21 protein-coding genes are annotated in these 22,109 nt (G+C 68.9%); 2 read left to right on the top strand and 19 right to left on the bottom strand.

What is annotated here, in order from left to right; genetic code table 11:
• Positions 1-219: 219 nt before the first annotated feature.
• The 16 genes from Q7W02_19230 to Q7W02_19305 form a co-directional block, all read right to left on the bottom strand.
• The gene (locus Q7W02_19230; protein ID MDO8478286.1) at positions 220-1,710 is read right to left on the bottom strand and encodes a UbiD family decarboxylase; all 1,491 of its coding nucleotides are present in this window, start codon (positions 1,708-1,710) and stop codon (positions 220-222) included.
• 7 nt (positions 1,711-1,717) lie between these two features.
• Entirely contained in the window at positions 1,718-2,485 is a 768-nt protein-coding gene (locus tag Q7W02_19235; GenBank protein MDO8478287.1) for an enoyl-CoA hydratase/isomerase family protein, read from the bottom strand.
• Complete coding sequence (locus Q7W02_19240) at positions 2,482-4,032, bottom strand: AMP-binding protein (GenBank protein MDO8478288.1); 1,551 nt, start codon at positions 4,030-4,032, stop codon at positions 2,482-2,484. The genes Q7W02_19235 and Q7W02_19240 overlap by 4 nt, the downstream gene beginning before the upstream one ends.
• Positions 4,029-5,057 carry a zinc-binding dehydrogenase gene (locus tag Q7W02_19245; protein ID MDO8478289.1) on the bottom strand — a complete coding sequence of 343 codons (1,029 nt, stop codon included), beginning with the start codon at positions 5,055-5,057 and terminating at the stop codon, positions 4,029-4,031. The genes Q7W02_19240 and Q7W02_19245 overlap by 4 nt, the downstream gene beginning before the upstream one ends.
• Before the next feature lie 10 nt (positions 5,058-5,067).
• Positions 5,068-6,393 carry an AMP-binding protein gene (locus tag Q7W02_19250; protein MDO8478290.1) on the bottom strand — a complete coding sequence of 442 codons (1,326 nt, stop codon included), beginning with the start codon at positions 6,391-6,393 and terminating at the stop codon, positions 5,068-5,070.
• On the bottom strand, positions 6,393-7,115 hold the full coding sequence (locus Q7W02_19255) for a TlpA disulfide reductase family protein (GenBank protein MDO8478291.1): 723 nt from the start codon (positions 7,113-7,115) through the stop codon (positions 6,393-6,395). Before Q7W02_19255 ends, Q7W02_19250 begins: the two co-directional genes overlap by 1 nt.
• A gap of 4 nt (positions 7,116-7,119) precedes the next feature.
• Positions 7,120-7,827, bottom strand: coding sequence for an ABC transporter ATP-binding protein (locus tag Q7W02_19260; GenBank protein MDO8478292.1), 708 nt, complete (start codon positions 7,825-7,827; stop codon positions 7,120-7,122).
• 94 nt (positions 7,828-7,921) lie between these two features.
• Positions 7,922-8,680, bottom strand: a complete 759-nt coding sequence (locus Q7W02_19265) for an ABC transporter ATP-binding protein (GenBank protein ID MDO8478293.1) — start codon at positions 8,678-8,680, stop codon at positions 7,922-7,924.
• 58 nt (positions 8,681-8,738) lie between these two features.
• Complete coding sequence (locus Q7W02_19270) at positions 8,739-9,692, bottom strand: branched-chain amino acid ABC transporter permease (protein ID MDO8478294.1); 954 nt, start codon at positions 9,690-9,692, stop codon at positions 8,739-8,741.
• On the bottom strand, positions 9,685-10,563 hold the full coding sequence (locus tag Q7W02_19275) for a branched-chain amino acid ABC transporter permease (protein MDO8478295.1): 879 nt from the start codon (positions 10,561-10,563) through the stop codon (positions 9,685-9,687). The genes Q7W02_19270 and Q7W02_19275 overlap by 8 nt, the downstream gene beginning before the upstream one ends.
• Positions 10,564-10,703: 140 nt before the next feature.
• Entirely contained in the window at positions 10,704-11,918 is a 1,215-nt protein-coding gene (locus tag Q7W02_19280; GenBank protein MDO8478296.1) for an ABC transporter substrate-binding protein, read from the bottom strand.
• 28 nt (positions 11,919-11,946) lie between these two features.
• Positions 11,947-12,675: a hypothetical protein gene (locus tag Q7W02_19285; GenBank protein MDO8478297.1), complete on the bottom strand. Its 729-nt coding sequence runs from the start codon at positions 12,673-12,675 to the stop codon at positions 11,947-11,949.
• Entirely contained in the window at positions 12,672-13,211 is a 540-nt protein-coding gene (locus Q7W02_19290; GenBank protein ID MDO8478298.1) for a hypothetical protein, read from the bottom strand. Before Q7W02_19290 ends, Q7W02_19285 begins: the two co-directional genes overlap by 4 nt.
• Positions 13,208-13,726, bottom strand: coding sequence for a hypothetical protein (locus Q7W02_19295; protein MDO8478299.1), 519 nt, complete (start codon positions 13,724-13,726; stop codon positions 13,208-13,210). The genes Q7W02_19290 and Q7W02_19295 overlap by 4 nt, the downstream gene beginning before the upstream one ends.
• A 39-nt stretch (positions 13,727-13,765) precedes the next feature.
• Positions 13,766-16,117: a xanthine dehydrogenase family protein molybdopterin-binding subunit gene (locus Q7W02_19300; GenBank protein ID MDO8478300.1), complete on the bottom strand. Its 2,352-nt coding sequence runs from the start codon at positions 16,115-16,117 to the stop codon at positions 13,766-13,768.
• Between the two features lie 51 nt (positions 16,118-16,168).
• Positions 16,169-16,933, bottom strand: coding sequence for an SDR family oxidoreductase (locus tag Q7W02_19305; GenBank protein ID MDO8478301.1), 765 nt, complete (start codon positions 16,931-16,933; stop codon positions 16,169-16,171).
• A gap of 90 nt (positions 16,934-17,023) precedes the next feature.
• Between Q7W02_19305 and Q7W02_19310 the strand changes: the two genes are divergently transcribed.
• Both Q7W02_19310 and Q7W02_19315 read left to right on the top strand, forming a co-directional pair.
• The gene (locus Q7W02_19310; protein MDO8478302.1) at positions 17,024-17,998 is read left to right on the top strand and encodes a CoA-transferase; all 975 of its coding nucleotides are present in this window, start codon (positions 17,024-17,026) and stop codon (positions 17,996-17,998) included.
• A 43-nt stretch (positions 17,999-18,041) separates the two neighbouring features.
• A complete protein-coding gene (locus Q7W02_19315; GenBank protein ID MDO8478303.1) occupies positions 18,042-19,163 on the top strand; it encodes a glycosyl hydrolase in 1,122 nt (373 codons plus the stop codon).
• Here Q7W02_19315 and Q7W02_19320 read toward each other — a convergent pair.
• The 3 genes from Q7W02_19320 to Q7W02_19330 form a co-directional block, all read right to left on the bottom strand.
• Entirely contained in the window at positions 19,160-19,396 is a 237-nt protein-coding gene (locus tag Q7W02_19320; GenBank protein MDO8478304.1) for a hypothetical protein, read from the bottom strand. The two genes, Q7W02_19315 and Q7W02_19320, sit on opposite strands and share 4 nt — an antisense overlap.
• A 330-nt stretch (positions 19,397-19,726) precedes the next feature.
• A complete protein-coding gene (locus tag Q7W02_19325) occupies positions 19,727-21,256 on the bottom strand; it encodes a long-chain fatty acid--CoA ligase (protein MDO8478305.1) in 1,530 nt (509 codons plus the stop codon).
• Between the two features lie 2 nt (positions 21,257-21,258).
• Positions 21,259-21,729 carry an AMP-binding protein gene (locus tag Q7W02_19330; protein MDO8478306.1) on the bottom strand — a complete coding sequence of 157 codons (471 nt, stop codon included), beginning with the start codon at positions 21,727-21,729 and terminating at the stop codon, positions 21,259-21,261.
• Positions 21,730-22,109 lie beyond the last annotated feature (380 nt).

Raw genomic sequence — 22,109 nt, forward strand, 5'->3', positions numbered from 1 at the left:
GCGTGCGATCTCCCGAATCCCTCTTCCTTCCTTCGACATCTCCACTGCACGACGACGACGCTTCTCCAGACTCGCTGCGGATCCTATGGGTCTCATGACCCATATTGTCACACCGTTCTATTACTTACGCAAAACTCAATATGTCACCGGAAGAGGGCCCGCGGACGAGGCAACCGCTGCCGGAGGGGGCTAGTGTTGGCTATCCTCACCTCCGCGCGGTCACAGATCGCCGAGACCATACTCCTTCCATCGCTCGCGGACGCGTGCCTCATCGTCGGGTGCCGGGCGCACGGTGGGCGGGAAGCGCTCGTTCCCCCACTCGGGTCGCCGCTCGAACCTCCACGAGCGGGTGGCGTCGATGAGGACACGGTTCCAGAGACCGGTGCCGAGCTGGCCCACGTCGCGGTCGGCGAACGGCGTGCTGGGGTCGATCGGCGAGCCGAAGATGCCGGGAAACACGACGATGCCGTCTTCGCCGGCGTTCACCCGATGCGCGAAGGCCCAGTCGACCTGCTCGTACGAGGACGGGTCGATGTCCTCCTCGACCACGGTCACGTGCTTGTATCGGAACTGGGCGGCAGCGTTGCCCCAGAGGGCGGCGGCGATCTGCTTGGGCTGGCCCTGGTAGGCCTTCTTGATCTGGACGCAGATGTTCACGCCGTTCGTGATCGGCGGGACGACGACGTCGCGGATGCCCGGGATGCCGGCCCCATTCAGGATGTTCCAGGCGATGGCCGCCCGCTGGACTGAGGACATCACGCTGTTCTCGCTGTACGAGCCGGGCAGCGTGCCCTCGAGGCACCCCCGGAAGATCGGGTCGCGCCGATGCGTGATGCAGGTGATCTGCATCGTGGGTCTCGGTGTCGGGATGTCTGAGACGTAGCCGGTGAACTCGCCGAAGGGCCCTTCCATCTCGTAGGTCGCCGGATCGTCGCTGATGAAGCCCTCGATCACGATCTCAGCGGTGGCGGGGACCTCGAGATCGACGGTCTCGCAGCGGACGAGCTCCGCCGGCTCCCCGCGGTAACCGCCCATGACGTCCCACTCGCAGACACCGGCCGGGATCGGCGAGCCGGCGAGGAACGGCATGATCGGATCCCAGCCGATGACGCAGGCCACGGGCATGGGCTCGCCGCGCGCGCTGTACTTGAGGAAGTGCTGGCCCCAGTGCTGGCCGCCCTTGATCAGGAGGAACGGCGTGGTGTTCTTCGTCCCGATCATGCCGCGGTAGATGCCCACGTTCATGACCCGCGTCTCTGGGTCGCGAGTGACGATGCCCGAGAACGTGTGGATGTACCGGCCGCCCTCGAGGTGGTGCCACTTGGGGATGGGAAACTCCGTCTGGTCCACCTCGGCGCCGCGGAGGATGACGTCCTTCACCGGGCCCGTCCCGACGAGTCGAGGCGGCACCGTCTCCCGGTTCTTCTTCATCACGTACTGGACCAGGTCCGAGTTCGAGGCGTCCGGTGGGAAGCCGAGCGCCAGCGCCAGCCTCCCCCGGCTCCCGAGCCCCCCGGTGAAGAGTTTGGTGCACCGCCCTTTCTCATATCCGATGACGTTCTCGAACACGAGGGCGGGCCCTTTCTTCTCGAGCACGCGCCGCGCGATGGCTCCTATCTCGCGGTCCCAGTCGACGGCCGCCGCGATCCGCCGCAGGCCGCCTTGCTTCTCGAGCATCGCGAGCCACTCCCGCAGGTCCATGAAGCCCATGGTCAGCTCACCGCCCCGTGTACTTCGGCGGGCGCTTCTCGAGGAACGACGTGACGCCCTCGGCGTAGTCGTTGGTCGACCGCAGCCACGCGTACGCTTTCCGCTCCAGCTCGAGCGCCGTCTCCAGCGGCGCCTCGGCCCCCCGGTTGATCACCATCTTCAGCGTCCGGAGGGCAAGCGGCGCCCGTTCGGCCAGCTCCCCGGCAAGCGAATTCACCGCTTCATCGAGCTTATCGTTCGCCACCGCCTGCGTGATGAGGCCCCACGCCTCGGCGCGCTCGGCCGGGATGCGCTGGCCCGTCATCATGAAGAGCTTGGCGCGCGTCATGCCCATCAGCCGGAGCGCCCGCTGGGTCCCGCCGCTTCCCGGAATCATGCCGAGCCGGACCTCGGGGAAGGCGAACTCCGACCGGAGCGTCGCGATGCGAAAATCGCAGGCCACGGCCAGCTCGAGGCCGGCCCCCATGGCATAGCCGTCGACGGCCGCGATGACGGGCTTCCGGCAGCGCTCCGCCGCGGTCAGCGTGTCGCCCCACAGCTCGAGGTCGGCCGGCGCCAGGGTCAGGAACTCCGCGACGTCGCCGCCGGCGCTGAAGGCCTTGCCCCCCGCGCCGCGCACCACGATCACCCGGACGCCCTCGTCGGCCTCGAGCCCGCTGAAGATACCGGGGAACTCGTTGCGCATGGCGACCGTCATGGTGTTCATCTTCGGCTGCCGGTCGATCCACACGGTGGCGGTGGGACCAGTGCGCTCGACTCGCAAGAACTCGCTCATGTGGAAGCCTCCCTGTAGTGTCCATCCCGCAACAGTCGGCGGAGGATCTTGCCCGAGGCCGTCTTGGGGATTTCCTCGACGAAGACGATCCGCCGCGGCCGCTTGAAGTTCGCGAGATCGGGGCTCTCGAGGCAGTAGCGGTCGAGCGCGGTCGCGTCCAGCCCCGCCTCCCGGGGCACGACGAAGGCTACCACGCGCTCGCCCCACTTGTCATCGGGTAGGCCGACGACCGCGACGTCCCGCACCTCAGGATGCCGCGCCAGGACCTCCTCCACCTCCACCGGGTGAATGTTCTCCCCCCCGCTGATGATCATGTCGTCGACGCGCCCGGAGACGAAGAGATCGCCGGCTTCATCGAGGTAGCCCATGTCGCCCGTGAAGTACCAGCCCTCCCGGAGCGCGCTCGCATCCGCGTCCGGCCGCTTCCAGTAGCCGGCGAACGCTTCGTCGGAGTCGAGGCTGGCGATGATCTCGCCCTTCCGGCCCGCAGGCACGGTCTCGTCGGGGCCGACGCGTCGCTCCCTGCTCGCCTCGACCACGCGCAGCGCCGAATGGATGCCGGGGCGTCCGGCGCAGCCCGGCTTGGTGTGGACGTCGGGGAAGACCGAGAAGGTGTAGATCTCCGTCGACCCGTAGTGGTTCACGAACACTTTCGGGTGGAAGGCCTTCACGCACGCTTTGGTGAGGGTGGCCAGCATCGGGGCGCCCGCGTACGCGAGCTTCGTCACCGTGGACACCTTCTCGCTCGAGAACCCCGCCGCGTGAACCAGGTCGTGATATAGGGTCGGGATGAGGTACAAGGCCGTCACCCGCTCCGCCTCGATGAGCGACAGGGCCGCGTCCGCGCTCCAGTCCGCTTGGCAGATGAACGAGCCGTTGACCGCGGCCATGCTCGTGAGCGAGTGGATGCCCATGGTGTGATAGAGCGGCATGACCCCGAGCGTGCGCTCGCCCCACTGGTAGCCGCACTGGATCACCTGGGCGAGCGCACCGGCGTGGTGATTCCGGTGCGTCCTCGGCACGCCCTTGGGCCGGCCGGTCGTCCCCGAGGTATAGAGGATGAGGGAGAGATCGTTCTCGCGCACGTCGCGATCCAGCGGCGCTCCGCCCGAGCCCCCCGAGCCCAAGACATCCGCGAAGGGGATCGCGCCGGCCGGCGCCTCCTCGCCGACGGACACCAGTCGTCCCTGCCAACCCTCCGCCGCCTCGAGCATCCCCGCCGCCGTCGCCGGCTCGAACAGCGAGACACGGGCGCCGCAGTCCTCGAGCACATAGCGCAACTCCCGCGCCGAGAGCCTGAAGTTCACGGGTGTCGGCACGCCCCCTATGCGCTGGAGCGCCCAGTACACGAGCACGTGCTCGAGGCGGTTCTTGAGCGCGATCAGCACGCGGTCGCCCTTGGCGATGCCGAGGTCCGCGAGACCGCGGCCGAGCGCCGCGGCCTGGCTCGCGAGCTCGGCGTACGTCAGTCGGCGCGCACCGTCCACCACGGCCGGAGCCTCCGGGTATCGCAGGGCCGCGCGATCGAGGAGCCGGGCGAGGGTCACGGGACGAGGAGCACCTTGCCCATATTTTTCCGATCCAACACGCGCTGGACCGCGGCCCGCGCGTCCTTGAGCGGAAAGACGCGATCGATCACAGGCTTCAGGCGGCCGTCCACCAGATGCTCGAGAACGGTCTGCAATTCCAGGATGGAGCCCAGGTTTGTGCCGACGACCCTCAGATTCTTGGAGTAGACGTGGCGCAGGTCAAGGCGCCCCCAATGTGTATCGTGGGAGCCGATGGTGACGAGCGTGCCCAGGCGGCCGAGCGCGTAGATGCTCCGCTCGAAAGTCTCACCACCGATGTGCTCGACCACGACGTCGACGCCGCGCTTCCCGGTCCACCGCTTCGCTTCTTCGACGAAGTCCTGCCTCCGGTAGTTCACGACGTGGTCGGCGCCGAGCGATCGGGCGAACTCGATCTTGTCGTCGGACCCCACGGTGCTCATGACGCGCGCGCCGCAGAGGCGGGCGATCTGGATCGCGGCGCTCCCGACGCCGCTCCCCGCCGCCTGCACGAGCACGGTCTGGCCGGCCCGGAGCCCGACCTGAGCGACGAGCGCGTGCCACGACGTCAGCATGGCGAGCGGCACCGCCGCGCCCGCCTCGAACGAGATCGGGTCGGGGAGGGGCAGGATGTTGGCGGCCGGCGCCTTGCAGAGCTCGGCGTAGCCGCCGTCCTTGTGGGCGCCGAGATAGCCGTAGCGGACGCACACCGTGCGCGCACCCCGCAGGCAGTACTCACAGCTCCCGCAGGCGAAGCCGGGGAAGATGATCACCCGGCGACCTGACGCCATCCCTGTGACCCCGGCGCCCACCGTCTCCACCGTGCCGGTGACCTCGCAGCCGTTGACGTGCGGCAGTCCCTCGGGCGGCGGGAACCGGCCGTCGAGCAGCAGCATGTCGACCTGGTTGAGCGCGCAGGCGCCCACCCGGACGACCACCTCGCCGGCCGCCGGCGCCGGATCGCGATAGTCGTCGTAGAGGATCTTGTCCGCTCCACCGTGCTCCTTGAAGAACGCCGCTTTCACAAAACCTCCTTTAGAAAGGCACTTCGGTGCGCTCGTCCCTCACGCGCTTGGCCTTGTGATCCCAGCGCGGGAGCGCCCCGGGCTCGGTGATCTCCACGGTGGCCCGCAGCCCCAACCCCGTGTGCAGGCTCTCCTCGAGCCGCGCCCTCAACCCGGTACGCTCAGCGAGCGACAACGACGGCGAAGGGTCGATGCGAACGACGATCTCGTCGAGCCCTGCCTGGCGCCGGAACACGATCTGGAACTCGTCGACCGCCGTGTGAGGCCGCACGAGCTCCTCGATCCGCCGCGGGTAAACGATGATCCCGCGAACCTTCTTCATGTCGTCGAGCCGGGCGAGCACCCCACCTTCGAAGGCAATCAGCGTCCTCCCGCAGGGACACCGGCGGTCCGCGACCTGCACAATGTCGCGCGTGCGGTAGCGGATGAGAGGCATGGCTTTGCGGTAGAGGCTCGTAAAGACCAGCTCGCCGCGCCCGCCGGGTCCCACGGGCCGGTCCTGCGGGTCGAGCACCTCGGGATAGCAGTAATCCTCGTGGACGTGCGTCAGCCCCGCGCGCGCGTCGCACTCGAAGCCCCACGCGGCGATCTCGGTGAGCCCGGGCAGGTCGTAGGCCCGGGCGCCGAAGGCCCGTTCGATTCGGGCCTTGGTTGCGGGAATGGAGGCGCCGGGCTCGCCCGTATGCCACGTGATCCGGATCTTGGTGTCCTTGGCGAGGTCGATGCCCTTCTTCGCCGCGTGCTCGGCGAGGAACAGGGCGTAGGAGGGCGTGCAGCCGAGCACTGTGATCGGATAGTTGAGGAGCGCGTCCATGCGCTGGTCGGTCGAGAGGCCGCCGACGGGGAACACGAGGCAGCCCAGGTCCTGCGCCGCGTAGAAGCCGCTCCAGTACCCGATCCACGGCCCGTAGGAGAAGGCGGCCATCACCATGTCGGTCTTCCGCACGCCGTATGCGTAGAGCGAGCGCGCGTAGGAGTGATAGAACCCGTGCCAGTCCTCCCGCGTGTCGAGGAACGCGAGGGGGCGCCCCGTCGTGGCCGAGGTCAGATGCACCCGGAGGACCTCGGCGAGCGGGACGGCGAGCACGTCGCCCCAGGGCGGCTTGGCCGCCTGGTTCTCCTTCAGCTCGTCCTTGGTGGTGAAGGGCAGGCGCTCCAGATCAGCGATCGTCCGGATGAGCGCAGGCTTCACGCCCGCGGCCTTGAGCTTGCGCCGGTAGAAGGGGCTGTGCGCCGCCGCGTGCCGCACCTGCTCGCGCAGGCGCTGCGACTGCCAGCGGGTCATCATGGCGCGCGAACGCCGCTCGATCTCGGGCTCGAGGTAGCGGGAGGCCATCAGCGATGTCGGCGCGAATCCGCGTGCGTCACCACAGGGCCGAGAGTAGAAGAGGGCCCCGGACCTGTCAAGGCAAGAGCGGGCCGGAGGCCCGTCCGGGAGACCGCGCTCACCTGGGCGACCGGCAGCAGCGTCTCCAGCAGGGCGCGCATCTCGGCGCTGTTCCATTCACGGGCGCCCGCCGCCCTGCCGACCACCTCGCCGCCGGGCCTGACGATAAACGTGGCCGGCAGGCTCGTCACGCGCCACGCCCCGGCCGTCTTGAGGTCGGGGTCGAGCAGGATCGGGAACGTGAGCCGCTGGTGCGTGATGTACGGCTCGAGGAGTGCGCGGGGTGCGCCCCGGTCCACCGACACCCCGAGGACCATCAGACCGCGCGCCCGGTACTCCTGCCAGAGCATCTCGAGCGTCGGCATCTCGATGGTGCACGGCGTGCACCACGTCGCCCAGAAATTCAGGATCAGGAGGTTGTGCTTGAACTCGTCGAGCGACGCGTGGCCCTCGCCGGGGAACGTGCGGAGCCGGAAGGCGGGCCCCCGCTGACCTCCCGTGAACTCGGTAATGCCCGCCTTCTCGAAGGCGTCGAGAACGACGCCATGATCACGGTGGTGGCCGCCGTCCTCCCCGGGCCGCCGTGTGGGAAGGGTCCAGAGCACGCCGGCGAAGAGCGCGATGGCCAGTCCCACGCGCAGCAGGGAGCCGCGGCGGGTTCCGCCGAGCAACGTACTAGACGCCCAGCTTCTCACGGGTCACCGGGCTGTCTCGGAGCTCCGCCGAAAGCCCCTGGAATACGATGGACCCCTTCTCCATGATGTAGCCGCGGTCGCAGACGCTCAACGCCACGCGGGCGTTCTGCTCGACGAGGAGGACGGTGATGCGGAGCCGCTTCATCTCGCGGATCATGTCCCGGATGTGCCTGATGAGCGCGGGCGCGAGCCCCTGCGTAGGCTCGTCCATCAGGATGAGCCGCGCCCCCGCCATCATCACGCGCGCGATGGCGAGCATCTGCTGCTCGCCGCCGGACAGCGTCTTGGCATGCTGGTCGATGCGCTCGCGCAACCGGGGAAAGTGCCCGAAGACCTCCTCGAGGCGCTCCCGGCGCAGCGCCCCCGAGCGATGGGGCACGGCCGAGAGGCCCAGCTCCAGGTTCTCCCGCACGGTGAGGCCGGGAAAGATCCGCCGGTTCTCCGGCACGAAGCCGACGCCCCGCCGCGCGATCTCGTGCGGCGTCATCCGTGTCAGGTCCCTGCCCTCGAACTCGATGGCCCCGCGGGTGGGCTTGATGAACCCCATGGCGGTTTTCATGAGCGTGCTCTTACCCATCCCGTTCTTGCCGAGGAGCGCCACCGCCTCCCCCTCCTGAACCTCGAGGGAGACCCCGAAGAGGATCGGCGTGGCGCCGTAGCCCGCGTGGAGATCCCGGATGCGGAGCACGGGTTAATTTGCTCTGGGGGGGAGCGGCGCCGCTCCTCCCCCAGACCCCCCCACCACACTGACCGCTCCCGCGGCGCTCATACGTCTAGGCTCGTCAATCCTCGGCGCCGCCCAGGTACGCCTCGAGCACGCGCGGGTCGCTGCGGATGGCCTCCGGAGGCCCCTCGGCGATCTTCTCCCCGAAGTGGAGCACGGCGATCCGGTCGGAGATCCCCATCACGACGCTCATGTCGTGCTCGATGAGCAGGACGGTGAGGCTGCGGCTCTGCGCGATCCGCCGGATCAGCGCGGTCGCGTCCTTCGTTTCCCCCGGCGTCATCCCCGCGGTCGGCTCGTCGAGGAGCAGGAGCGCGGGATCGGTCGCGAGCGCGAGGCAGATCTCGAGGTAACGCTGCTCGCCGTGGGAGAGGCTCAGCGCGAGATCGTCGCGCCGGGCGGTGAGGCCGAACGCGCCCAGGAGCTCCATGACGGGCCCCTCGACATCCGGCCGCCGCCAGAGGGACGGCAGGCGGCCCGAGACGGACGCCCGCGACTGAGCGGCCACGCGCACGTTGTCGTATACGGAGATCCCGGGGAAGATGTTCGTGATCTGGAACGTCTTCGCGAGGCCCCGCCGGTTGATGACCTCCGGCCCGAGCCCCGTGACCTCCTCGCCCCTCAGGATGATGCGGCCGGCGCTCGGCACGTGCAGGCCGCTGATCACGTTGAAGAGTGTCGACTTCCCCGCCCCGTTGGGCCCGATGACGGAGAACACCTCGCCCTCCCTCACCGCGAGGCTGACGCCGGCCAGGGCGGCGAGCGCGCCGAAGTTCTTCGACACATCCTGGACCTCGAGCATCGTCTGGCCGGTCACCTGACTGCCTTCCCGGTGGAAGACATCGCGTGCCGGTCGGGCTTCTTCGCGCAAGCGCTCATCCGGCGGCCTCCCGGCCGGACCGCCGCCGCAGCGCAGAGCGCAAGCCCAGGAGCCCGCGCGGCACGAAGAGCACGATCAGGACCAGTACGAGCCCGACTACGATGTTGTACCACTGCACGTACGACGACACCTTCTCCTGGAGCACGGTGAAGAACACGCCGCCGATGATGGGGCCGACGAGGGTCCCGAGGCCGCCGATCATGACCATGATGAGGAACTCGCCCGAGATGCTCCAGTGCAGCAGATCGGGCGTGGCGTAGGCTGCGCGGCCCGGGTAGAGCGCGCCGGCGAGACCGGTCAGGACCGCCGAGATCAGGCAGGCCCCCATCTTGTAGCGCTGCACGTTGTAGCCGAGGAAGCGCGCCCGGTCCTCATTCTCGCGGATGGCGACGAGCACCTGGCCGAAATGGGAGCGGACGATGACGCGGCACGTGAGGTAGGCGAGCAGGAGGTACGCGACGACGAGGTAGTAGAGCCGCGCCGGCGCGTCGATGGCGAGGCCCGGGGCCACCTCGAACGGCGGCAGGCCCTGGATGCCGTCGGAGCCGCCGAGGGTCTGCGTGTAGCGGAAGAACGTGTAGATCACCTCGGCGAAGATCAACGTGAGGAGCGCGAAGTAGATCCCGCGGCGGGCCGTGGCGAAGTAGCTGACCGTGAGCGCGTAGGCGCCGACCGCGACGGCTGCTACGCCCAGGCAGAGCCAGAGGGAGAGAACGCCGCGCTCGAGCAGCACGGCCGTCGCGTAGGCGCCGAGGCCGAAGAACGCAGCGTGGCCGAAGGAGACCAGGCCCGTGTAGCCCATCAGGAGGTCGAGGCTCATGGCGACCGCGCCGAAGAGGAGCGCGTCGAAGGCCAGCAGCATGTAGTACTTCGACATCCACGGGGCCAGTGGCAGCGCCGCCAGCGCGGCGAAGACGAGCCACCCCCGCCAGGACAGGACCTTACTCAAGGACACCTTCGCGGCCGAAGAAGCCGCGCGGCCGGACGACCAGGACCACGATCATGATCCCGAAGATGGCGATGGCCACGCGCTGCGGGTTCATCCAGAGCGTCAGTAGGCTCTGGGCGATGCCGATCACGAACGCGGCGACGACCGAGCCGCCCAGCGAGCCCATCCCCCCCAGGATCACGACAATGAAGGCGAGCAGGATCATTTCGACGCCCATCTGGGGATACACGGTGAACACCGGCGCCAGCAACAGGCCTGCCGTGGCGGCGAGGGCCGCCGAGCCGGCGAAGGTCAGCGTGAAGACGCGCGGCACGTTGACGCCGAGGCCGTCGAGCATCTCGGCATCCTGGACGGCGGCGCGGACGACGATGCCGGCGCGGGTCCGGGTGAAGAAGAGCCAGATGGCCAGCAGAAGGATCGACGAGATGGCGAGCAGGAAGAGCCGGTACTTCGGATAGGTCATGCCGAGGAGCGGGATCGAGCCCTCGATGGGCGGCAGGATCCGGCGCATGTTGCCGCCGAAGAGCTGGCGCGCGCCCTCGCGGAAGATCAACGCCAGGCCGAAGGTCATGATCAGCCCGTGGAGCGGCTCGCGCCGGTACAGTGGGCGGAGCGTGGCGACCTCGGTGAGGGCGCCGACGGCCGCGACGAGGAGCGGCGCCGCAACGAGGGCGACCCAGAACGAGCCGGTCAGCGCGATCACGACGATCCCGGCGTAGGCGCCGAACATGTAGAGCTCCCCGTGTGCGAAGTTCATCACGCCGAGGAGCCCGAAGATCACCGTCAGGCCCAGCGCCAGCAGCCCCAGCGCGGCGCCGAAGACCACGCCGTGCAGGAGCTGCGGCAGCAGGACCCCGCTGAGATACTCCAAACGTCAACTCCTCCCAGGCGGCTCAAAAAGGTCCAGATGCGAGGCGGCGCCCGACGGCCGCACGCGAGGCGTAGTCTCCCTACGTCGAGCGTGCGGCCGTCGGTGCCAACGAAGCAGATGGTCCTTTTTCAGCCGTCTGGCTAGTTCTTCTTCTTGATCTCCCACGTGAATCCTTCCAGGGGATCTTTGCCCACCATCGGCTCGCCGATGGTGTCCTTGCCCGCGAGCACCGCGATGGGCAGGTTCTTGCCGCCCTTCACCTGATAGAGGTGCATGTCCATGACGACCTGGTGGTCTTCCTTCCGGATGCACTGCCGGCCGATGTGGGTGTTGTCGAGGCACATGCCCTCCTGCGCCTCCGCCACCTTGTCGGCGTCGAAGCTCTTCACTTTCTCCACTGCCGCCGCCCAGAACAGCACCGCGTCATAGGCCCCGGCCATGATGTTGGCGTCCACGCCGTACTTCTTCTTGAACTTGGCGTTGAAGGCCTGCATGTTCGGATCCGGGTTGTACGCGGAGTAGTGCGCGAGCTGGACGAAGCCCTCCATGGGCTCGGCGATCGCCGGCAGGTCCTGCTGCAGCAGGAAGCAGTCGATGCCCGCCAGCTTGTACTTCTTGGTCATGCCGAAGGAGTGGAGCTGCGTCATGAGGCGAAGCGAGTCCGTGCCGGCGAAGGCGAGGAAGAGCACCTCGGGGTTGCTCTGGTTGATCGCGCCGAACCACGGGCTGAAGTCCTTGGTGTCCAGCGGCGCCCCCGCCACACCGACCACCTCGCCCCCCAGCTTCTCGAGCGCCGTCTTGAACTGCCGGCCGTCGGACTGCCCCATCGCGTAGTCGGTGTAGAAGATGTAGACGCGCTTGCCCATCTTGTCGACCATGTACTTGGCGAGCCCGGTGGCCTGCATGCGCGAGTCGGGCTGGTTCGAGAAGTAGTACTTGTGGAACTTCGTGGTCCGCATGAACTCGGCGCACGAGACGGAGTTCCAGTGGATAACCTTGTGCTTCTTCGTCACGTCCATCACCGCCATCGTCGCGCCGCTGGACACGGCCCCGACGAGGAGCTTGACGTCGTCCTGCAGGATGAGCTTCTCGGCCTTGCGTACCGCGGGGCCGGGCTTGGTCTCGTCGTCCTCGGAGATGATCTCGACCTTGTGGCCGAGCACACCACCCTTGGCGTTCAACTCTTCGACGGCAAGCTGGATCGCCATGGACTGGTATTTCCCGTAGCCCTCGAACACGCCGACCTTCGAGCCGAGGTCGCCGATCTTGACGACCTTCTGGGCGGCCGCCGGCGCAGTCATCCCCGCCAGCAGCGCGCACGACCCGAGCACCGCGATCACCGTCCTGATCCTCATGAGTCCCTCCTTTGGGGTGAGCCGCGCATCATTGTATGACTGCTTTGGGCATGGCTGCTTTGGGCTTGGCCGTCATGGACGTGTCGATCAGCCCGGACAGGGTCCGCGCCATCCGCTGGAGCGGCTCGCGCATCTTCTCGGGGTCGGGCGCCTGCACCGCGCGTCCCGTCACCGGTCCCGACTTCGGCCAGGGCTTGCCGCCCGCGGAGGTTCCGCCCCGAGCGTAGCCTTCCGCCTCGTCGAACGCCAGGCGGACGGCCACCGCGGCCTTAGGGTCGTACTGGCTGACGGCAAAGTCAACGAGGTTGTAGTACCGCCAGATCGCCTCGAGGAACTTCTGCCCGGCCGCCACCCGGGCCGCGGCGGCCTCCGTCGTACCGGCGAGCCGGCGGTCGGCCTCGAGGGCGAGGTCCCGGCTGAGCGCGGCGAAAAACACCATGAGGCAGCGCTCGGCCCGAAGCCCGTCGCCCGCGCCGAGCGCGGCACGGGTCGCCTCCTCCAGCCCTGCCGGCAGGCGCGCGGCCAGCGCGCGCATCTCGGCCCGGACGGCGCCAGGCTCGAAGAGGCGCCGCGCTACGTCGAATCTCCCGGCCTGGATCGAAAACTTGATCTGTTTGAAGTTGGCCGAGATCTCGTTGTCACCCGGGACGTACGCGCCGACGTGATGGGCCGCTGCCTGGCGCCCGGCGATGGCAACGAAGACCACCGCCAGGAGGGCGGGCCGGAAGCGCGGGCGGGCGCGAGCGAGCCGCATCATGCCCGCCGGAAGAGCCGCGCGCCGAGCAGCGCCACGAGCCACCAAGCGGCCACGATCGTCGCTCCTCCGAAGGGGATCCACACGAGCCACTCGGCGACCGCCTTGCCCCCCTGGATGCCGTAGTAGGGGATCAAGACACTCCAGAGCAGGTACCCGAAAGGGTACCCGGCGCCGCCGACGGTGAACAGCGCGATGAGGGCCCGCCGGCTCGAGTCGGAATGGACCAGCGTGGCGGCGGTCATGGTCGTGGCGATGACGACCAGCCCCATCCCCTCTGCGTGCAGGTGGAAGAGCCGGAGGCCGGCATCGAACTTCACCAGCGCCTCGTCGATGACCTGCTCGTCGACGTCGCGCACCCCGACGAGCCCGTGCACCGCGGGCCGCGCTAAAACGGCGGCGCGGGCCCAGCGCGTCAGCTCCAGCTTGAACTTCACCATGGACGCGCCCCCCACTTCGGCGCACGCGATCAGGAGAATGGCGGCCAGGAGCGAGCCGAGCGGCGGCAGGCGCCAGACCGCGGAGCCGGGTCCCGTCACACCGTCTGCCCTCGACGGTGGCCCGCCACCATCAGCACAGCCAGCGCGACGAGCCCGACGATGGCCGCGCTGCCCAGCGGCGCCAGGACGTAGCGCTCCACGGTCTCGATGCCGGCGTCCCGCCCCCACTCGAGCACCGCCAGCGAATACGCGAGATAACCCAGCGGGAAGAGCGCGCCGAGGGAGAAGAGCAGGTAGAGCGCGCCGCGGGCCCGCCGCCATGGAACGACACTCGCCGCGACCGTGCTCGCAAAGATCACGAGCGGTCCCAGCCCCTGCGCGTGGGTGTGAAAGAACGACAGACCCGCCTCAGCGGAGTAGACGGCCCGCGCCGTGACCTCGGCGTCGTATTCGGCGGAGCCGGCGAGGCCGTGACGCTGCGGATTCGCCGCGACGCGCGCCTGGGCGTAGCGCACGACCTGCGGGCGAAGTTGTGAGATGACTGCGCCCGCGGTTTCGCCGAGCGCGATCACGAACAGACCCACGAACACCACAGCCAGCGGGGGACACCTCATCTGCATCGCGCCGAGGGTACTCGACGGGCCTCCCCCGTGTCAATCGGGCGACGGCGATCGTGCGGGTCGTCTGGAGGCGCACAAGGCCCACACGCGCGCGGGAGTCAGGGGCAGCTCGTTCGGCTCGATCCCCAAGGGCGCCAGCGCATCGGCCACCGCGTTGGCGAGCACGGCCGCGGGTCCCAACGTGCCACCCTCGCCGACACCTCGCACCCCGGCCAGATTGTCCGCCGGCTCTTCGATGTGGCCGAGCTCGAGCGGTGGAACCGTGGCGGCCGTCGGCAGAGCGTACTCCATCAGGGTGCCGGTCAGGAGCTGCCCTGCGGAATCGTAGATCACGTGCTCGGAGAGGGCGCCGCCGATGCCCTGCGCAATGGCGCCCTGGACCTGCCCTTCGACGATGAGCGGGTTGATCATTCGCCCGGTATCCTCGACGCAGACGTAGCGGTGGATCACGAGAATCCCGGTCTCGGGATCGACCTCGACCACCGCCCCCTGCGACCCGGCGGCGAACGTTCCGCGTATGGGATCGTAGAACCGGGTGGCTTCGAGGCCGGGCTCGACACCGGAGGGAAGTCGGTGAGTTTCGAGGTAGGCGACCCTCGCCACCTCAGCCAGCGGGATCGCGCGGTTCGGAACGCCCTTGACGATCACCTCGCCCCCGGCCACATCGAGATCCTCGGGTGCGACCTCGAGGAGGTGCGCGGCGATACGGATGGCCTTGTCCCGCACCGCCCGCGCCGCACGGATGGCGGCGCCGCCGCCGATCACGGCCTGGCGCGATGCGAACGCCCCGAAGCCGAACGGCGTGGCATCGGTGTCGCCCAGGATCACCGTCACCGACTGAAACGGCACCCCCAGCTCCGAGGCCACGACCTGGGCGACCGTCGTCTCCAATCCCTGCCCCTGGGAGGTGACGCCGGCCAGCACGGTCACGGCACCCGACGGATCCATCCGCACGGTCGCGCCCTCGTGGCCGGTGCGGAACGGCATGCGGGGTCCGGCCGAGGCGGCTTGGCCGAGGCCGGTCAGCTCGTTGTAGTTGGCGAATCCGATGCCCACGCAGCGTCCCTCCCGCCGGAGGCGGGCCTGCTCGACCCGGAACGCCTCGTACCCGATCGCCTCGATCACCTTCTCGAAGCACACGGGGTAGCTCGGGCTGTCGTGGACCAGCCGAGTGGCCGACGTGTACGGCAGATCGCCGGGGCCGACCAGATTGATGCGCCGGATCTGCACGGGGTCGAGCCCGAGCGTCTGAGCGCCGAGATCCAGCACACGCTCCATCACGAACGTGGTGGCTGGTCGGGCTACACCGCGGTACGGGCCCGCGGGTGCGGTGTTCGTCGCCACCGCGGCCACCTCGCAGCGATAGTGCGTGAGCTTGTAGGGCCCAACGAAGAGCCCACCGGCCATGAGCGCCTCGATGCCGGCGGTCCAGGGATAGACGGAGTAGGCGCCGGCGTTGCAGGTCACCCGCACGTCGAGAGCGAGCAGACGACCGCCGGGATCGAACCCGGCCCGCACCGCATAGTGGTGGTCACGGGCGTGCGCTCCCGCCAGAAACCCTTCCCGTCGCTCCTCGACCCACTTGACGGGTCGGCCGAGACGCATGGCCAGCAGGCACAGGACGACGTCCTCGGGATAGAGAATCCCCTTCAGCCCGAAGCCTCCGCCGACGTCCGGGGCCACGATCCTGATGCGATTCTCGGGCAGGCCGAGGATCTCCGCGAGACCGTGGCGCGCCAGGTGCGGCACCTGGGTGCCCGACCACAGCGTGAGCTTGCCGTCCGCGGCGTTCCAATCCGCGACGCCGCCGCGCCCTTCCAGCGGAGCCGCCGTCTGCCGGTTCGTGCGGAACGTCCGCTCGACCACCACGGCTGAGGTCGCCAGGGCCGTCTCCACGTCGCCGTTGTCGAACCGGCGGGACAGGAGCACGTTGTCGGGCGCCCCATCGTGCACGATCGCGACACTGCCACGCGCCTCGACAACATCCACCACCGCCGGCAGGGGCTCGGAGTCGACGGTCACGAGCGCGGCGCCATCCTCGGCCACGTAGCGATCGACGGCGACGACGACGGCCACCGCCTCGCCGGAATAGCGCGCTTTCGGCCAGGCGAGGAGCGGCTGCTCGGTCTCGACGTAGCCCGGCAGCGCCGACCGCGCTCGCAGCCGGTGACGTGCGAAGACGGGGTCATCGCCCGTCACCACGCTCACGATTCCAGCCAGCGCCGCCGCGGGCGCCGCGTCGATGCGCCGGATGCTGGCGTGGGCGTGGACGCTGCGCACGAAGGCGACGTGCAGCATGCGCGGCAGCTCGATGTCGCTCACGTACCGTCCCCGCCCGCTGACGAGGCGCGCGTCTTCCTTCCGGAGGATGCGGGCCCCGAACACGCTCGGGGATCCGGGAGGGACGACGCTGGCCATCAGGGGACGGCCCGGGCCTCAGACCATGGCGTAGCCGCCGTTGACCGACACCACCTGGCCGGTGGTCCAGCTCGACAGCGGCGAGGCCAGCAGCAGGACCATCGCGGTGACGTCCTCGGGACGGCCGAGTCGCCGCAAGGGGTACTGCGCCAGGAGCTTCTTCATGCGCTCCTCGTCGGCGCCGCCAGCGTGCGCCCCGAGGTTCTCGGTCTGCACGAGGGCGATCGATACGCAGTTCGCGCGGATGCCGTAGCGCGCGAGCTCTCGGGCGAGCGACTTCGTCAGGCCGACTGTCGAGGCGCGCGCGGTCGCGGTGACGAGCAGGCCGGACTCCCCTACGCGCCCGGAGTCGCCCATGAGGTTCACGATGGCGCCCGAGCGCCGCGCCGCCATGCGGCCGGCCACGGCGTGGGTCACGCGGAGCGTACCGGTCACCGTCACGTCCACCTGTGGCGCCCAGTCCTCGGAGGTGGATTCGAGGAAGGGCTTGCGCTGCGTCGCGGCCGCGTTGTTGACGAGCACGTCGATAGCGCCCAGCTCGGACTCGACCCGCTCGACGGCGTCGGCCACGGCGCCGTCGCTGCGAAGGTCGGCGCCGACGACCATCGTCTTCACGCCCAGCGCGCGGGCCTCGGCGGCCCCGGCTTCGGCGCCTTCGGCCGACGAGCGGTAGTGAAAGGCCACGCGGGCCCCCTCCCGGGCGAAGGCGAGGCCGATGCCCCGTCCCAGACCTTGTCCGGCTCCGGTGACCAGCACGACCTTATCGTTGAGCTTGAGGTCCATGATCTCTCCGCGTGGCGCAGATCTTACATTGTCAGCGCCATCCCGCCTAGGCCAAACCCTCCACCCTCTCAATGAGGACGGCGAGTTCCGATGAGAGCCGACATCACGCCGCCGACGACGGGCGACAGCGCGGTAGAATGGGGGGTGCCCGGGTCAAAGCTCACTACCATGCGAGAGGCCGTCACCCGCTTCATCCCCGACGGCACCTCCGTCTGTCTCAATACCGGGATCGAGGCACTCATCCCCTTTGCCGCCGGGCACGAGTTGATCCGCCAGCGGCGTCGGGACCTCACCCTCATCGGGCCCATCTCCGACATCCTCTTCGATCAACTGGTCGGGGCCGGATGCGTGCGGCGTATCATCGCCGCGTGGGTCGGCAACGTCAGCGCGGGCCTCGGCCACAACTATCGGCGGGCCGTGGAACACGCGGTGCCGGTGCCCGTCGAGGTCCAGGATCACTCGAACCTGACCATCGCTCTGGCGCTCCATGCCGGAGCGCTCGATGTCCCGTACCTGCCGACTCGGTCGCTCCTGGGAACGGACCTCCTGCACTCCAACCCGACCTTCAAGGAGGCCGCCGATCCGTGGTCAGGGGCGCCGCTGGTGCTGGTGCCGGCTCTGGTCCCGGATGTGGCCGTCCTTCACGTGCAGCGCGCCGACGAGGACGGCCGGGCCCATGTCTGGGGTACCCTCGGCGTCACCCGCGAGGCGGCCCTAGCCGCTCGTCAGGTCATCGTCGTGGCCGAAGAGATCTGGCCGCGCGAGCGGATCCTGAGCGACCCCGGGCTCGTGCTGACTCCCGAGACCAAGGTTGTCGCGGTCGTGCACCAGCCGTTCGGGGCCTTCCCCTCGCCGGTCCAGGGCTACTACCGTCGCTACCACGACTTCTTTCGGCGCTTTCACGACGAGACCCGCACCGTCGAGGGAAACCGCGCCTGGCTCGAGCGCTGGGTCTTCGGCGTGGACGACTGGAGAGGATTTCTGGATCGAGTCGGGCCCGAGGTGCTGGAGCAGGTCCGGATACGGCAGCCCCTCCTCTCGGAACCTTTGGACTACGGGGCGTAACCCGATGACGACCCATGCCCCATGGAGCCAGGCGATCGAACGGATGCTCGCGCGCGCGCAGGACACGGCGGCCCGCGTGAACGAGGGTTTCCCGCACTGGGCCGATCCCGAAACGGGCCGGTGGACCACGACGCCCGACGGCGACTGGACCGGGGGCTATTGGATCGGCATGCTCTGGCTCGCGGCGGCGGCGACGGGCGACGCGCGCTACGCCGCCTGGGCGGCGCCGCTCGCCGAGCGGCTGCGTCCGAGGATCGCCGCGAAGACCGTGTTCAAGTCGTTTCCCGCGTACTACGGGGCCGCGCTCGGCGCGATCCTCCACGATGCGCCGGGGCCGCGGGAGATCGCGATCGAGACGGCACGACACCTGGCGCAGCGCCTCTACTCGCCCACGCTCAAGCTCGTCCCGCTGGGCACGCAGGCCGAAGAGGGCGCGCACATCGGGAACACCGAGACGAGCATCGACAGCCTGCAAGCGGCGCCGTTGCTGTTCTGGGCGGCCGGCGCGACGGGCGACGCCGAGCTCCGCGAGGTCGCGGCGAACCATGCGGAGACGATCATCCATCTCCACCTCCGGCTCGATGGCTCGTTCATCCAGTCCAGCTCGCTCGACGCGGCCACGGGTCGCCTTGTCCGCCACTATACGCACAAGGGCTCGAGCGACACGAGCACGTGGGGCCGGGCGCAGGCGTGGGGGACGCTGTTCTCGACGCAGAGCTGGCTGGCCGACCGCCAGCGAGAGGCGTGGATGGCGGCGGCCGTGCGCGGCGCCGACTGGTGGCTCGCCCATGTTCCGGCGGACCGCGTGGCCTTCTGGGATTTCGATGACCCCGCCATCCCGAATGCCGAGCGCGACACCGCCGCCACCTCGATCGCCCTGGCGGCCCTCCTTAAGCTCGCCCGCGTCGCCCCGTCGGAGGCGGAGCGCCTGCGCTACCGCGAGGCGGCGGAGGCGACGGCGCGGGCGCTCGTAGAGCGCTATGTTACGCCCACGCACTCCGGTGACCGGCGCGTACCGGGCATCCTCACCGAGGCGTGCTTCAACAAACGCGCGGATGCTCGGCCCCACGACCGCGCGAACCGCTGCGAGTTCATCGTGGGAAGCTACTACCTTTTGGAGAGTCTGCTCGTCCTGGCGGGCCGCCTGGACCCGCTGCGCGTCTAGTGCCCGGGCCCGTCACGTCCGACGCCCTCCTCATCGTCGGTGAGGCGCCCGCGCAGGCCATGGGGCACGCTCGCCACGCCGTCAGCATGAAAGCGCTGCTTGAGACGCTGGAATCGGCGCACCGACAGTTCCAACGCACTCGCTCCTTCCGTGTTTGTGATGCGGCCGGCCAACGCGGCTTTCAGCAGACCCGGGCGCGGGGCTTCCTTCCTGCTCATCGTGAAGGTCTCCATAGGGGGATGACATTTTCACGAAGCAGTTAGGGATGACACTTCTATTGATCACCGGCAGGACGTGGCCAGCGGCTGTCGCTGTTCCGTAAAAATGTCACCCCCCGGCTCGGGGTGCGTAGGGGGTGGCGTGGCGCCACGGGTGCGTGGGGCTCGGCGTGCGGGCGGCCCCGCTCGTGCAAGGCCCCTACGCCGGGCTGAACGACTGCCACCTCACCGAGAAGCTGCAGGAGGCGGAGGGCCTGCCGCTCAGCCGGCGCGCGGTGCGGCGCCACCGGTGTGCGCCTCACCGACCTGCCGATCACCGGCGAGGCGATCCGCGCCGCCCGGCGGTCAGGCCCGCTGCCGTAGCAGGAATCGCTTGGTCTTGCCGGACGCCGTCTTGGGAATGGCGTCCATGAACTCGATGACGCGGGGGACCTTGTAGGCGGCGAGATTCTGCCGGCAGTACGCTTCCAAATCCCCGGCGGTGACTGTGGCCTCCGGCTTCAGGACGACGCACGCCTTGGGGATCTCACCCTTTGCCTCGTCGGCCACGCCTACCACCGCAACGTCCAGCACGGCGGGGTGGGCGTAAATCACGTCTTCCACTTCCTTCGGGTAGATGTTGTAGCCGCCGCAGATGATCGTGTCCTTGATGCGGTCCACGATGTAGACGTAGCCCTCGGCGTCCATGTACGCCACGTCGCCGCTGTGGTACCAGCCGCCCCGCAGCGCCTCGGCGGTGGCCTCGGGTCCGTTGACGTAGCCCAGCGGAAGGTTGGGGCCGCGGAAGATCAGCTCGCCGCGCTCGCCCGCCGGCACATCGCGGTCCTGCCCGTCCACGATGCGCACGTCCACGCCTTCGATCGCCTTTCCGCAGGAGCCGTCCGGCCGCTTTCCCCTGGGATCGTTCAGCGTCACGAACGAGTGAGCTTCGGTGATCCCGTAGCCGTCCACGAGCGGTACACCGTACAGCGTCTCGAAATCGTGCATGAGCTTGGCGGGCAGCACGGCGCCGGCCGACTTGGCGATGCGCAACGATATCAGATCGTACTTGGCCCGGTCCGGGAAGTTCACGAGGTAATTGAACATGGTGGGCACGCCGGGGAAGACGGTGATCCGGTGGTCCTGAATCGCCTGCAGGACACCGTCCGGCGTGAACCGCTCCAAGATCACCTGGCCGGCGCCCGCCATCATGACCTGGATCATGCAGCTGTTCACCGCGTAGGAATGGAAGAGCGGCAGCGCGCAGAGGACGATGTCGTCCTCTCGGTAGCCGAACCGGTCCGCGACGGTGGCGCCCACGTGCGTGGCGCCGAGGTGCGTGAGGATCGCCCCCTTGGGCCGGCCCGTGGTGCCGGACGTGTAGCCGAGCCAGGCGACGTCCTCCGTCTTCACCGGCACGTCGCGGTAGGGGCCGCCCTCCAAGACATCGTCGAAGCGAACCGTGTCCGGCGGTGGCGTCCCACCCTGGACCACGATCGTCTCCAGGTGCCCGGCGTCGGGCCGGACTTCCTGCACGTTGGGCAGGAGTCCGGGTGCGGTGAAAATCACCTTCGATTCGGAGTCCTGGAGGACGAACCGGATCTCGCGCGCCGTGAGCATGGCGTTGAGGAACACCGTCACCGCTCCCGCCTTGGAGGTGGCGTAGTACGCCTCGAGCAGCTCGATGGCGTTCGGCATGTAGCAGGCGACCTTGTCGCCCGGGCGCACGCCGAGGGTCTGCAGACCTCCGGCCAGGCGCGTGGTGCGCTCGTCGAACTCCGCGTAGCTACGCCGAACGCCATGGCATTCGAAGAGCATCTTCGATCCGTAGCGCGCCGCTTGCTTGCGGATCAGGTCTCCCAGCGGCATCACGAGCTCCTTCAGATCACTGTGCACCCTCACTCCTCCTTGGCCGCCGCGCGATCGCGCAGCTCCACACGCCGGATCTTGCCGGACCCTGTCTTCGGAATGGCCGCGATGACCCCCACCGACGTGGGCAGCTTGTAGGCCGCACGCTGTCCGCGAAGGTAGGCGAGGATCTCGTCGGGCGCCGCCGCCGCGCCTTCCTTCAACACCACGTACGCGCGGGGCACCTCGCCCTTCGCCTCGTGCGGCACGCCCACCACGGCCGCCTCCACCACCGCCGGGTGTGTGTACAGCACGTCCTCGATCTCCTTCGGGTAGATGTTGTAACCGCCGCTGATGATCATGTCCTTCAGCCGGTCGAGGACGTAGACAAACCCGTCGGCGTCGAGCGTCCCGAGGTCTCCCGTGTGATAGAAGCCGGAGCGCATCGCTTCCGCCGTGGCCTGGGGCAGGTTGTTGTAGCCGCGCATGACGTTGGGCCCGCGCACGATGATCTCGCCCACGGGCACGTCACGGTGGCCAGGTGTCAGTACCTCTCGTTCATGGCCCCCCGAGGCCCAGGCGCTTGGCTTGGCACAGCGCGGATAAACCCCCCTCCCACCTGGCGCCGATCCTGTCAGAGCGCGCGGGACAAGTCAAACCGGAGCCCGAAGAAGAAGACAGGAGCGGGTCAGTAAGGCGCGTTCCAGTTGGATCTGGAAGGAAGGGATCGCGGCGCCCTGGACCACTGAAGTGCGCTGGAATGCGCTGGAGTGTGCCCGAGGGCCTTAGCGGTCTTGAGTAGGGTCGAGGACTGGCGCAAAGCTCCGTAGGCTCCCCTTGGCTGTGTCCGCCGTTTCCAGCTTCGTGCCCGTGTAGGTTCGCCGTAAGCCGTTTCCAGCCC

This window comes from Candidatus Rokuibacteriota bacterium, from assembly GCA_030647435.1.
Lineage (GTDB): Bacteria > Methylomirabilota > Methylomirabilia > Rokubacteriales > CSP1-6 > AR37.

Excerpts from the sequence above, each read along its gene's own strand:
- Q7W02_19230 (MDO8478286.1), bottom strand. The coding sequence starts at position 1,710 with ATGGGCTTCATGGACCTGCGGGAGTGGCTCGCGATGCTCGAGAAGCAA.
- Q7W02_19235 (MDO8478287.1), bottom strand. The coding sequence starts at position 2,485 with ATGAGCGAGTTCTTGCGAGTCGAGCGCACTGGTCCCACCGCCACCGTG.
- Q7W02_19250 (MDO8478290.1), bottom strand. The coding sequence starts at position 6,393 with ATGGCCTCCCGCTACCTCGAGCCCGAGATCGAGCGGCGTTCGCGCGCC.
- Q7W02_19280 (MDO8478296.1), bottom strand. The coding sequence starts at position 11,918 with ATGAGGATCAGGACGGTGATCGCGGTGCTCGGGTCGTGCGCGCTGCTG.
- Q7W02_19285 (MDO8478297.1), bottom strand. The coding sequence starts at position 12,675 with ATGATGCGGCTCGCTCGCGCCCGCCCGCGCTTCCGGCCCGCCCTCCTG.
- Q7W02_19295 (MDO8478299.1), bottom strand. The coding sequence starts at position 13,726 with ATGAGGTGTCCCCCGCTGGCTGTGGTGTTCGTGGGTCTGTTCGTGATC.
- Q7W02_19305 (MDO8478301.1), bottom strand. The coding sequence starts at position 16,933 with ATGGACCTCAAGCTCAACGATAAGGTCGTGCTGGTCACCGGAGCCGGA.
- Q7W02_19310 (MDO8478302.1), top strand. The coding sequence starts at position 17,024 with ATGAGAGCCGACATCACGCCGCCGACGACGGGCGACAGCGCGGTAGAA.
- Q7W02_19315 (MDO8478303.1), top strand. The coding sequence starts at position 18,042 with ATGCTCGCGCGCGCGCAGGACACGGCGGCCCGCGTGAACGAGGGTTTC.
- Q7W02_19320 (MDO8478304.1), bottom strand. The coding sequence starts at position 19,396 with ATGGAGACCTTCACGATGAGCAGGAAGGAAGCCCCGCGCCCGGGTCTG.